This is a genomic window from Sinomicrobium soli (genome assembly GCF_003285545.1).
Lineage (GTDB): Bacteria > Bacteroidota > Bacteroidia > Flavobacteriales > Flavobacteriaceae > Sinomicrobium.
In genome coordinates, this window is record NZ_QLNV01000006.1 from 195,242 (window position 1) to 208,717 (window position 13,476).

Genomic DNA, 13,476 nt, shown 5'->3' on the forward strand with positions numbered 1-13,476 from the left:
ATGGGGAACAAGATCATTACCGAAAAGGATTTCTGGATGTGTTCCATGGGGAATGTCCCCGCTCAAATGCAGGGTACCCGAAAAGGAACCAAAAAGGCGAGTGGAGAGATTTACATTACCGTGGAGGATACCTCTACGAGCAGTTGGATAGATTTCGGATGTAAAAAATTAATGTTATTAATGGCTTTGGCAGCCGCGGCAGCTGTTGTAGCTTTGGCAGTAATAGGTGTACTCACCGTAGCCACCGGAGGAGCCGCTTTAATTGCTTTAGGAGCTGTAGCTGGCCTTGTTGGAGCCGCTATTGGGGCTGTTGCGGGCGGATTGATGTGTGGTCAGAAGATAGCTTCTAAAAGGGAATGGTCCGGGAGTAAATCAAATTTTATTTCCCAGGGTTCTGCTACCATTACCGGAGATCATACCATGGTTTGTGCTGCCGGAGGAACAGTTTCGTTTGCTCCACAGATTAAAAACTGGGGACAGGCTATAGCTCTGGGAAGTGCCAATTACATTGGCGGACTTATGGAGGGGATGATGGCTGGAGCGGCTGTTGGAATGGGAGGAGCCGCTTTAAGCGGTGGTGCCAGCGCCCTTGCAGGAGGCGGTATCAGAGGTTTGGGGCAGGTCAGCCTTAATTTCGTGAAAAGTATGCCCCGTAACTTTGCGGTTAATGCGATAGAAAGTGTAAGTAAGGTAGGTTTGGCAATTCGTGGAGTCCTGGGCGCTCAGAATGCTGCGGCTACTTACGGAGAAACCGGATCGACAAGTATTGGAGATGTGGGGAAGGGAATTTTTGGAATGGAGATAGGAGTCTACGAATCTGCAGGTAATATCTTATCGGGGCACGGAACCTGGCAGGACTATGTTGGAATGGCCATGATGGTGGCCCCGGTAGGACAGGGGAAACGTGATCTTTTGGATCAGAAAAACAAACCTAAGGAAGACGGCGGTGCCGGAAATAAGGCGGATGATGCAGATGCCCATAAGGCTGATGAAGACACCACAATAAAAACAAAGGATTTAGATGTTGAAAATACGAAGAAAGATGGGGAGCATGATGCTTTTGAGGCAAAAGATAAAAATCCTAAACCCAAACCAGGAACACCAGAGCACAAAGCCGCCAGATGGGAAGCATATAAAAAGAAAAAGCCCGATAGTGAGATGTCTTATGAAGAGTGGAGTAATCGATATGAAGCTAATATGAAAAATGCCAAGCGTGGTAATAGGGCAGCTGATGAATATCAGAAGGAAATAGGATGGGGAGAAAGAGAAGTACCGATGAAAGATGAAAATGGTAACGTTGTAAGAAAACTTGATATTGCAGATACTGAGGCAAAAAAAGCAGTAGAAGTAAAGGATTATTCAAGACAAAACGTACCTTTAAATAAAGAAATTAAGGCGGAAATGAATTTCGATAAAAAATTGGCTGAAGAAGGATGGGATGTTGAATGGGTATTTAAGGATAAAGGCCCTTCCAAGCCTTTGGAAGACGCATTAAATGACCCGCCGCCAATTAAAATCAAACGTTTAAATAAATAGTATATGGAATATACAAATCTAGACAAAAGACTGCAATTGGTTATTGAACAGGCAGAGGAATTGGCCATCGAGAGTATCCAGAGTGGTTCGGAATTTTCTCCCTATATTTTTTATGATGAAAAGAAAATAAAAAGAATCGTTTCAAACAATTTGGAGGAAGCAATTGATATTGCGGAAGATGAGATTGAAAATATGAATAGTAAAACAGTTGTATTAGTTTTTCATGATATAGTAAAACTTAACGATGGTAGTTTTAAAGCCATAATTTCTCAATTGTATGATGAAGATGAAGATTCAGGTTACTCTTATGGATTGTTGTACAAAATAGAGAATAGTAGGATAAAGTTTCTTAATAAAAGAGTGTTTTTGGGAGAAGTTAGAAATTGTCTTATTTTCTAAATTTTTGACGTAAAACTATAGTGATTTCGTTTGATATTGATTATTTCTACCAGATTTCGTGATACGTAGTAGTTGTTGTTCTTCAAGTGCAATTCTTCTTAAAATCGATGATACTGTGGAGGAGTCAGTTTTCAGGCCAAAGTCATCTGCTAATTTTTCTACTACGTCCCGCGCTGTTCTCGGCTGGTTAAAGTAACCTTTATCCATATATTCCATGATTCGTGGGGTAAGCCGGGATTTTTCCCTCCGGGTAGGGGAAAGTTTAAATCGGGGTTGGTCTCCTATATCAAATTTTAATAGGTCACAGGGATGTATCCTGATGGCCAAACATACCTGAATGAAATAGGATAGTGAGGTTTCATGGCCATTTTCCATATCTGATATTTTCTTATAGGTGAATCCAGTCATTTCGATCACATCTTCGATATTAAGATTCTCCTTAAGTCTTTTTGCTTTGAGACGCTTACCTATTTCTTTTAGTGCTCTGGTGTCTTTATATCTGGCCATAAGCCAAAGTGAATAATAAGATTAAGAACAATAAATAACCTATAATACATATTTTGTCATTTAAAAGTTGTTTGTATATTTGATATATGGTATTTTAATTAAAATTTCACATCCCTAAAACCGGTATTATTTACATTGGTTTAAAAAAATCCAACTTCCTGAAAAACCCTTATTATACTTTTTACGTAAATACTTTAGTTTCCAAAGAACCAAAGCTTTAGCGCTACATTTGTAATTATGACATAGTATGTATTCAATAGTTAATTGTAAATTATATTAAATTTTTATGTGAAAAAGAAGGAAATAACTTGGTTTTTAATGGTATATTGTTAGATATTTTTATATTTGAAAATTCAATCCAACTTCCCTAAAGTAAATTCTTAGTTAAGAATTTAGACGTTCTTACGGTAACCCCACCGTAATCTGCCCCCACAAATCATTTATAGCTTTTTAACATAGAATGATCTAACGAGTAAGCATTATAAGGTGTGTAGGTTTGCACACTATATTTACGGCTGGTTAGAGCGGGGTAACTCGCTGCGCTGTGAACATTTTTTATACATGATTACAAATGGCATTGTTTGAGACAGACAGATAATGCATCATTTATTGAAGAAACCTAAACCGTTTGATTCCATTAGCTAATCCATGGAAGCGATGGGCTATGTTTCATGATTAGTGCTGATGTCGATAGTCATTGTAATTATTACTTAAGAATGTTTATGGAGGAGAATTTTATTCTTACCGAGATCCGGAAGCGCAACCAGATAGTCTTTAAGAAACTTTTTTCTGATCATTATCGAGAACTGGTAGTGTATGCAGAAACGATTATCAGCAATTTTCCTGAGAGTGAAGATATTGTACAAAACGTCTTTATAACGATCTGGAATGATGCGGAAAAGATTAATATAAAATCCTCCATGAGAGCATACCTGTATGCAATGGTACGCTATCGCTGTTTGGACTACTGGCGCAAGCAAAAAAAGACAAACATGGCCAGCTGGACAGAATTTTATGGTATTTATCATGTTCATGAGGATACCGGTGCAGACGTATCACTTCAAAAGGAACAATATAAACTGTATTTGCACATCATGGAAATTATCAAAGATTTCCCTCCACAGATGCAAATGGTATTTCAGTTAAAGTTTATTCAAAACTATGGATATCAGCAAATTGCCGATGAACTCGGAATTTCCTTAAATACGGTTAAAGGATATCTCAAAAGGGGAAAGGAGAAGATAATTCGGTCTACACCCCCAAATAATTTCAGAAATAATTGATTTTTTATGACACCCGATGTTAAAGTATGTACGTCTTACTATTAAGAAAACATTAATAAAAGCGGTATCTGTTAAGCTTATGTTTTCATTCTCAGGGCAATGTTTGTAATCATGTATAAAAATCCTTTGTTAGTATTACTGTTGATCTGTGGTAAGCTCCTGTACATAATAGCGTGATGGTATAAAAAGATTAATGCATAGTTAGAATGATCAATTTTCAACTTTTAATAAAAAAAATACGAGGACTTCTGGCTTCCGACGAAGAACAGAAGTTTAAACAATGGCTCCAGGAAGATCCTGAACATGAGGTATACTTTGAGAGGCGAAAAGAAATATATAACCGTGCAGATGAGGATTTGGCGTGGAATCAGGTGCATCAGCTTATTTCACCACCTGAAAAGAAACTTAGACATAGGTACTGGAGCTATGGCGTTGCGGCCGGTGTTGTAGTGCTGCTTGGTATCGCAGGGGTATGGTATGCGGACCAAAGGAAGAGTGATCTTGAAGAGGATATTATTTTTGCCGGAAGCAGTAAAGCTATCCTTACGTTGGAAGACGGGTCTCAAGTTCCACTTGCTGAAGGAAATGAGTATAATTCAAATCATGCGCACAGTAACGGATCTCAAATTGTGTATACTTCGGAGGCTCCTACCGATGGTGCAATACCTTATAATGAACTCAGTGTGCCACGAGGTGGCGAGTATTTTCTTCAATTGGCAGACGGTACCAAAGTCTGGCTTAATAATGAGACTAAAATAAAATATCCTGAAAAGTTTGCAAAAGGTCTTCCTCGTCAAGTAGAGTTAGTCTATGGAGAAGCCTATTTCGAAGTATCACCGGCTGCTAAGTATGGAGGCAGTACTTTTCATGTGATAACTAAAGATCAGGAAATCGAGGTTTTGGGAACACAGTTTAATATTTCGGCATTTCAGGATACCGAACACATTACAACCACCTTAGTGGAGGGCGCCATAGCCATCACCAACGAAAGTATTCGTGAGAAGCTCGCCCCCGGAGATCAGGCCATTGTAACCCCGGGTAAACCAATAGCCATACACCAGGTAAGTCCTTTTTCATATACCGCTTGGAAAAAGGGGCTGTTTGCCTTCAGGAGTACACCGCTCCGGGATGTGATGAAAGACCTGGCACGGTGGTATGATATCGATGTGATATATAAAACCGAAAAGAGCCCAAAAACCCGGTTTAGTGGTGTTGTAGACCGAAATCAAAGTATAGATGAAGTGCTTAGCATGATTTCAAGCTCTATTCAATTTAGAAAACAAGGAAAGACCGTGATTATAGAATAGAATAGAAAACTAACCATAAAAAACGTACAATATATGAAGCACCTGTAACAGTATAAAACTTCACATGAGCCCCATCATGGATTAAAGAAGAAAAGGAAAAGTTTCCATCTCTCACAATATCAACTCTTCCTTTTACAAGATCGAATAGCTAAAAACATAACTAATCTGACTTCAAATTTATGAATTTTCTAAGTATAAAAGGCCTGTTCCCTTGTGGAAAATGGCTAATACGATATCTTATGAGGGGGCTAATAGGCTTATTCTGCATAGTATCCATGGGGATGACTCCAAAAAGCGGACTTTCCCAGAGTACTATTATTATCGAGAACGATACAACAATGACGGTGCATCAGGTTTTTGACCTGATAATGGTCCAGAGTGACTATTTTTTTCTATTTGAAGATGATATTATTAAAGGATTACCCCAAGTAACATTAAAAAAAGGAAAAACTAACGCCAAATTACTGTTAGATAAGAGTTTGTCCCCAGGACAAATAAGGTATGAGATTAAAGAGAATAATCAGATACTATTGTTTAAAGATCCTTCAAATCCCGATATTAAAACTTCGGGCGACTTAAAGCCACAACAATTTCAGGTAAACGGTACAATTACTGGTTCCAAAGGAGAAGTCTTAGTTGGAGTAACCGTAATGATTAAGAATTCTCAGAGAGGAACCTTATCGGATATTGATGGTTATTATCAGTTAAAGGTAAATCCCCAGGACGTATTGGTTTTTTCTTATGTAGGATTCAGAAAAATTGAAATTACTTTTAGTGGTCAGGATATACTGGATGTACAAATGGAAGAAGAAATTACTTCTTTAGATGAAGTTGTTGTAAATGCCGGATATTATAAAATATCTGAAAGAAACAGAACCGGCAGTATTTCGCGGGTTACCTCAAAAGAAATACAGGACCAACCGGTAACCAATCCATTAATGGCATTACAGGGCAGGGTAACCGGGTTAGAGATTTCACCATCCAGCGGAACACCGGGAATAGCTGCAAAAATCAGGGTTAGGGGTGAAAATAGCTTAAGAGTACCTGGAAAACTCATGGCCGGGCTCTCTGAGGGAGGACGACCTATGTATATTATTGACGGTGTACCTGTAAGTTCCGAATCAATATCCAGCGTTGGAGGTACGGCTTTTATAGGAGGCATAGATCCTCTGGCGACTATTAATCCGGAGAACATAGAAAGTATTGAAGTATTAAAAGATGCCGATGCTACCTCCATATATGGCTCCAGGGGGGCAAATGGGGTGATCCTTATTACAACAAAGAGAGGCCAATTGGGCGGGCGTGAAGGGACGGATTTTCAACTGAGTATGTACAAGGGGCTTGGAAAATATACAACCCGGGCCAATTTATTGAATACCGAACAGTATTTAGCAATGCGGCGTGAAGCCCTGGCCAATGATGAAATTGATTTGAATATCCCTATTGAGGATCTTAGGCGAAGAGATCCCGACCTCTATTTCTGGGACCAGGACAGGTATACCGATTGGCAGAAGGTACTTTTAGGAGGAACCGCGGACATTACGGATATTCAAGGTAATATCTCCGGAGGAAACGGTTATACTTATTACCGCTTTGGAGGGGCATATCACAAGGAAAGTTTGATAACCCCCGGAAAATCTAATTACAACAGAGCTTCCGGCAATATTAATATAAACCACCGATCTAAAGATAATCGTTTTACGGCTAATGTCTCGGCAACCTATGGTATTGGTATGCATGATATTTCAGGTGGTTCCTCGGTGTCAAATGCTTTGGAATTACCTCCGAATGCGCCGGATCTCTTTGATGAGAATGGTGAACTGAATTGGGCTATTGATCCGTTAACAGGTGTATCGAGTTGGGTCAATCCATTGGCGGGTACAAAGGTGACTACAGAAACGGATAGTAGGAACCTGGTTGGTAATCTAGGACTGAGTTACGAGATTTTTAGCCAGTTCCGTATCAAGTTAAATGCGGGATATACTGAGTTAAAAGTAGATGAAATTAGAAAAAGTCCATTAACCTCCATAGCCCCGGAACGACGATTTAATATAGAAACGGGTAGGGGGGAAAAAGCATCCGCAAACTTCCACACCAATATGAGAAGATCTACGTTGATAGAGCCGCAGTTGGAATGGTCTTATGATATTGCGGATCATCATTTTGACGTATTGATAGGAGCTACCTATCAAAAGGAAAATAATCAACGAACTTTGATTGAGGGAGAGGAATATGACCAAGATGCTTTTTTGGGGTCTTTACAGGGCGCTACTATAATAAATATCCCAATAGACCGAGAAGAGATCTATAAGTATGCAGCTCTTTTCGGAAGGGTAGGGTATACCTTTAAAAATAAGTATCTTTTAAATTTAACCGGTAGACGAGATGGTTCGTCACGTTTTGGCCCGGGAAAACGGTTTGGTAATTTTGGGGCCATTGGGGCAGCCTATATCTTTTCTGATGAAACTTTTATTCGAGAAAAACTCTCCTTTATAAGTTTTGGTAAGCTAAGAGGAAGTTATGGCACTACAGGGAACGACCAGATTGGAAATTATAAATATCTTGATCTATACACCTTGAGTATCCCTTTTATGGGAAATATGACCTTAATCCCCAATGGATTATATAACCCTGATTTCCGCTGGGAAAAAACCGACAAGTTAGAACTGGCTTTAGAATTATCCTTTCTTAAAGATAGGGTTTCTATACAGACCAATTGGTATCAGAATCGGTCGAAAAACCAGTTGATCGCCCGGGTTTTGCCCTATTCTACTGGTTTTACTTCTATCACCGATAATTTTTCTGAAGCACTAATACAAAACTCCGGGTGGGAATTTTTACTAAGGGGTACCCTCATTCAAAATCCTGATTTTACCTGGTCCATGTCCTTTAATTTATCTGTCAACCGAAATAAGCTGGTTTCTTTTGAAGGGATAGAGGACTCACCCTATAGCACCATTTTTAAAGTAGGAGAATCACTCTCTATACAACGGTTGTATGTGTGGGAAGGGGTAGATCCCGAAACTGGGGAACACCAGTTCCTGGATAAAGACGATAACGGGATTATTAATGACGAAGACAAAGTGTTTAATAATGCTTTAGACCGCGACTTTTATGGGGGCATTACTCAGGAATTAAGTTATAAAGGCTTAGGGCTTTCTTTCCTTTTCCAGTTTTCGAGACAGAATGCACGATTTATTGAGAGTAGAACTCCTGGCTATAACTTTAACCAACCGGATTACGTTCTTGATCGTTGGCAGGAGCCTGGTGATATGACCAATGTACAACGGTATTCTACGCAGGGTACCATGGGAACTAGCTTTTCACAATTCAGGTCAAGTACTGGCAACCTGGAAGATGCTTCTTTTATACGGTTAAAATCCTTGAACTTATCCTATACCTTTTCCAAAGGCTTGATAAATAAATTTAATCTTAAAAATTTAAGACTTTTTGTTCAGGGGCAAAATCTTTTGACGTTTACCGGTTACAGCGGTCCTGACCCGGAAACCAGGTATGGATTGCCTCCGTTGCGAATGATTACCACTGGGTTTCATATCACTTTCTAAATACGATATTATGATTTACAATATATATAATACTACTAAAAAACTATTATGGGGTTTTAGTATAGCATTCTTATCCCTCTCTTGTGAAGATCTTGTTGATGTGGATATGCCTTCAACCACATTTATGGATAGAGCAACAGTTTATGAAGATGCAGGGACAGCTGAGGCTGCATTGAGAGGGGTATATGAGAGTATGCAACGCACGTCCAATTTATTCTACGAAGGTGGGTTTAACGGATCTCAAGCCGCACTGGGGTTGGCTTCTGGGGAATTATACCATCCGCAGGCTAATAATGCCATTCTACTTCAATATGAAGAAAACAATATTCTTGCGGATAATAGTTACGTCCAAGGGATATGGCAGAGTTTATACTCTTTGATTTATCAAGCGAATGTTTTAATGGAAAACACAGAAAATTCAAATACCCTCTCCAATGATTTAAAAAATCAATTGGTAGGCGAAGCCCTTTTTATCAGGGCTAAATCACATTTTGATTTGTTGAATTTATTTGGGGCTGTTCCCCTGGTAACTACATCAGACTATACCCTAAATGCCAATATACCCCGGACACCTGTGGAAGACATATATATCCAGGTCGAGACCGACCTTATCAAATCCCTGGATCTACTACCGAATGTCTATCCCGGGAATGGGCAACGAATACGAGCAAATAATAGTGTAGTCAAAGCTCTATTGGCAAGAGTATACCTGTATCAGGAAAAATGGGAAAAAGGAGTCGTAATGGCCAATGAGGTCATTAGCGATGAGTTATATGAATTAGTTGAACTGAATAATATTACGGTTGCCAACAATAGGGAATCCATCTGGCAATTACCCCCTTGGTTATCAAGAAGTGGAAATAATTTAGCTACTGGTGAAGGTATCTTTTTTGGGACTTCTTTTTACTTGAACTATTTCAGCACACTGAAAAGTGATTTTCTCAACAATTTTGAACCCGGAGATTTAAGAGAGAGTGAATGGATAAGACTTGATCCTTCGGGGCTGTATGCCCCTTATAAGTATAAAGTTAATAATACGGGAAACAGCAGAATTGAATACCAAACCATATTCCGCTTAGCGGAACAATATTTAATACGAGCGGAATGCCATACTCATTTGGGAGAATTAGCACTGGCTATTGACGATGTAGATGTTATTCGGTCGCGGGCCAATTTACCCATGATTTCAGAGACAAACCCCACTATATCACAAACTGACCTCTTGGAAATTATTATGCATGAAAGACAGGTAGAGCTATTTACTGAATGGGGACATCGCTGGCATGATCTTAAACGTACGGGGAGGGCTGTGGAGGTCTTAAGCTCCATTAAACCTGAAATTATGCAGGATGATTTGTTATGGCCTATTCCTCAACAGGAGATCAACAATAACCCTGCTTTAAGGGGACATCAAAATCCAGGTTATTAGGTGTGTCACAGGCAAATTTGCCAAACAAAATATTCAGATGATGAAAATAAGCCTATTATTATATACGGTTTTAATATTTACATGGGGGGTGTCAGTTCTTAATGGACAAAACCATGACCTGGATACCCTTCCCATGGACCCCCATTTAAGAAGGGGGAAGTTAGAAAATGGTTTCACCTATTACATACGGCATTTTGAGGATATCTCAATGGGTGAAAAGCCAGGTATCCAGTTCCAGTTAATAGGACCTGGATCACGATTAGAAGATTCGGATCAGCTCGGTCTTGCGCATCTTATAGAACACATGCTGGTTTTGATGGAAATTTCGGAAATTGGAGACATGGCTCAGTATTATTCAGATAATCAATTATCAGGTTGGATAATGAATACAGGAGATTATCGCGTAAAATATCAATGGTGTATACCCGAAGGGCATTCGGAATTATTTGAGCAAAGCCTGAAACGACTTCGGATATATGCCCGATATGATCAAATTGAACGGGCTCTGATGGATTCTGCTTTGGTCGCAAAACTTGGACGGACCACAGTTCTTGAGGAATTAGAAACGAAGGGTATAACGGGAGCACTTACGAAAAAAAAACGTTTTATCCTGTTAAATCGACCAAAGGGACATCGAAACATAGATCCCCAAGCAAAACAGTTAGAGATCCAAAATATCCGTTCATTCGAACTAGAATCCCTTGTTAAGTTTTACCGGGATTGGTACCGTCCGGATCAAGAGGCGTTAATTATTGTTGGGAATGTTGATGTAGATAGTGTAGAAAAGCAGGTTCGAGCCTATTTTAGTGACCTTCCTATGAAAAATATACCAAAGGAAAAGTCTCTCCCAAAATTTCAAAAACAACGACGGATTTCACTTCCTGGCAGCAGCCAGGTAGTTGTTTTACCCTCAAAAAATCAGGATGTGGAGGTTGAACTTTACTACAAACGCAATACGGATAGAATAAATGATCGTATTGCCGATAAGGAACAATACCGGGAAAAACTATTGGCATCGCTCTATGAAACCATGATAAAACCCCGGTTAGCACACCTTCATGAACAGTATAATGCACCCATCACCGGTAATGTATTTCAATATGAAGAGCCATTTCCCCGCACAATACAAATTGAAGCCTTGAAAACAAGCTGGAGGCTTCAAGATATCACTTTATTTAAGCCGGCATTTGACCAAATCATGACAGAACTTCAACGGGTATATCAACATGGCTTTAGCCCGGAAGAATTGCAAAAAGCGAAAAAATTGGTGATAAAACATTTGAAGGTCGAATTAAAAACCCATAGACGATTATCTCAGCAATACATCAATCATTTTCTTTTTGGGGGAATACCATTGGACCCGGAAGATGAACAGCGTGTGGCAATTCAATTATTGAATACTATCACAGCTAAGGATGTACAACAGTACGCCCAGCATTGGTTGGATGCCCCGGACCGGGACGTGGTTATTTTGCTGCCTGAAGGCATTGATGCGTCAACCCTACCCAATGATAAACAAATTTCAGACTGGATTGCTGCAATAAAAGAATCTGATCTTGCTTCTTATACCGAAGGCAAAACAAGAGGACTATCCAATTTATTATCCGATAAGGAACTTGCCGCACTTAATGAAGTTTCGTATACATCGTCTGGTATCAAGAGTACTGGTATTACCCAATTACTACTCAATAATGGTATTTCGGTATTGTTATACCCTGTGGCCAACCCTAAAAATCTGGGAGTCACCTTATATGGAAAGGGGTGGGGAGGAGCTGACTTATTTTATGGGGAGGATAAAACGACAGCGTTGCAGGCTGGAAGCATTGTAGCCCATGGAGGTGTAGGCGGTTGGGATAAATTTGATCTGGCCCGGTACGAAAAAAACACCGGGGTACAGGTATCTACCAAAGTTTTAGAAGATGGTATTTCGATTAACGGAAAGACGGGTGCTTCTCATATAGAGGGCATGTTGCAACTGGTCTATTTATATGCTACAGCCCCGAATCGAAATAAAATGGCGTTTGTTGATTGGGTGAACCGTGCTAAAAAACGAGTGAAAACAGACCACATGGAAAAATCTTCTTCAATTTATACCGTGGTTAAAAGTGAAATTATGGGGCAGACACCTCAAAAAAAAGATAACCTTAGTATGGCAGATATCGAGGCTATGTCTTTAGAAAAGACATTAGAGTTTTATATGGAAATATTTAGGCGTGCAAAAGATCTGACGTTTGTAATCAGTGGTGATTTTGATGTAGATGTTATTGAACCCTTGGTTAGTCGCTACTTGGGGAACTTGCCGGTTAAAGGTGAAAGACCGGAGGCGCAGACAGCCGATCCGAAATCCGGAATTTTTAAATCTTTTGCGGACCCTGGAAATCAATATAAGATTGCACTAATTTATGCGGGGGTTTTTTCGGATACTCCAACAAACCGTGTGAGAATAAAAGTCCTGGGAAAACTGATTGATAGAATAATCTACTTAAGATCAAGAAATGAGGGTAGTTATTGGGGGCTCAATACGCGACTTACCTTAGACCCATCTACTTTTTGTATCAGTATCACCAATGGGCGGTCAGGAGGAATGACCAGTGTAGCTGATCTGGATGTAGTGGAACAGTTGGTTAAAGAGGAAGTTAAGGCTGTTCTGGATGGAAATATTGAGGATGTGATTTTTCGGAACGCAGTTGACACTGTTCGTATGCAGTTGACGAGATTACTTAACGAGCCCAAGTTAATGAGTGATTACTTGTTGAGTCAGAGCCAAACTAACCTCCCTCTGGATATGCTCTGGAAAGAACTGGAAGTACTTGATACTATTACCCCCGCAGATATCCAACAGGCGGCACGGAGATATCTGGCCGATCATTGTGCGAGTATACTAAGGCTAATACCCGAACATGAAATTAAGTAAAATATGTTGGGATGATATAAGGTATAAGGGAGATTGTTGTGTTAATGATGGGACTTTATTATAAGGTTTCACCTATGTTAATTAAATAAGGGCTGTCGAAATGTTTCGACAACCCTTATTAAATAAAATTAATTGGGTTCAACCAGCTGATAGACGGATACTCCGCTATCAAAAGGTATTGCATTATCGTTCATCAAAGACTGTGTACAGTTGTTATCCTGATAAGCTGCAGAGGTTGTATTATTCCCTTCCTCAACATCAAGAATAACAGTACACGGTTGGTCACCAGTACTTTCACATGTAGTGTTTACTGGCTGACAAGTAACAATATTATTGTCTGCATCCGACTCTGTTTGATAAACCTTAACACGTACGAGTTCTGGTGCAAAAGCAGAAGCTACTGCGCTTCCAATAGCAAAAACAGCTATCAGCATTCCGAAAAAAACTTTTTTTGTTTTCATGATAATTTGGTTTAATGATTAATATTAGGGCCAACTTTGGTTTACCAGGCATGGCTTCTTCCCGGCCTTATATT

General features: G+C 39.6%; 9 protein-coding genes. 7 read left to right on the forward strand and 2 right to left on the reverse strand.

Going from position 1 to position 13,476, the window contains the following annotated elements; genetic code table 11:
• Positions 1-1,536 carry a hypothetical protein gene (locus DN748_RS09725; RefSeq protein WP_112371595.1) on the forward strand — a complete coding sequence of 512 codons (1,536 nt, stop codon included), beginning with the start codon at positions 1-3 and terminating at the stop codon, positions 1,534-1,536.
• A gap of 3 nt (positions 1,537-1,539) precedes the next feature.
• Entirely contained in the window at positions 1,540-1,935 is a 396-nt protein-coding gene (locus DN748_RS09730; RefSeq protein ID WP_112371596.1) for a hypothetical protein, read from the forward strand.
• Positions 1,936-1,950: 15 nt separating this feature from the next.
• On the opposite strand, the gene DN748_RS09735 is transcribed toward DN748_RS09730, so the two are convergent.
• On the reverse strand, positions 1,951-2,442 hold the full coding sequence (locus DN748_RS09735; RefSeq protein WP_112371597.1) for a hypothetical protein: 492 nt from the start codon (positions 2,440-2,442) through the stop codon (positions 1,951-1,953).
• A 722-nt stretch (positions 2,443-3,164) separates the two neighbouring features.
• Between DN748_RS09735 and DN748_RS09740 the strand changes: the two genes are divergently transcribed.
• The 5 genes from DN748_RS09740 to DN748_RS09760 all read left to right on the forward strand — a co-directional run bounded on the left by DN748_RS09740 (position 3,165) and on the right by DN748_RS09760 (position 12,941).
• Positions 3,165-3,725, forward strand: coding sequence for an RNA polymerase sigma factor (locus DN748_RS09740; RefSeq protein WP_161554528.1), 561 nt, complete (start codon positions 3,165-3,167; stop codon positions 3,723-3,725).
• 206 nt (positions 3,726-3,931) lie between these two features.
• On the forward strand, positions 3,932-5,032 hold the full coding sequence (locus DN748_RS09745; RefSeq protein WP_112371599.1) for a FecR family protein: 1,101 nt from the start codon (positions 3,932-3,934) through the stop codon (positions 5,030-5,032).
• 239 nt (positions 5,033-5,271) lie between these two features.
• Entirely contained in the window at positions 5,272-8,598 is a 3,327-nt protein-coding gene (locus DN748_RS09750) for a SusC/RagA family TonB-linked outer membrane protein (protein ID WP_161554529.1), read from the forward strand.
• A 10-nt stretch (positions 8,599-8,608) separates the two neighbouring features.
• On the forward strand, positions 8,609-10,027 hold the full coding sequence (locus DN748_RS09755) for a RagB/SusD family nutrient uptake outer membrane protein (RefSeq protein WP_112371601.1): 1,419 nt from the start codon (positions 8,609-8,611) through the stop codon (positions 10,025-10,027).
• A 37-nt stretch (positions 10,028-10,064) separates the two neighbouring features.
• A complete protein-coding gene (locus tag DN748_RS09760; protein WP_112371602.1) occupies positions 10,065-12,941 on the forward strand; it encodes a M16 family metallopeptidase in 2,877 nt (958 codons plus the stop codon).
• Positions 12,942-13,069: 128 nt separating this feature from the next.
• Here the strand turns inward: DN748_RS09760 and DN748_RS09765 are convergent, their stop codons facing one another.
• Complete coding sequence (locus DN748_RS09765; protein WP_112371603.1) at positions 13,070-13,402, reverse strand: DUF6520 family protein; 333 nt, start codon at positions 13,400-13,402, stop codon at positions 13,070-13,072.
• Between the last annotated feature and the right edge of the window lie 74 nt (positions 13,403-13,476).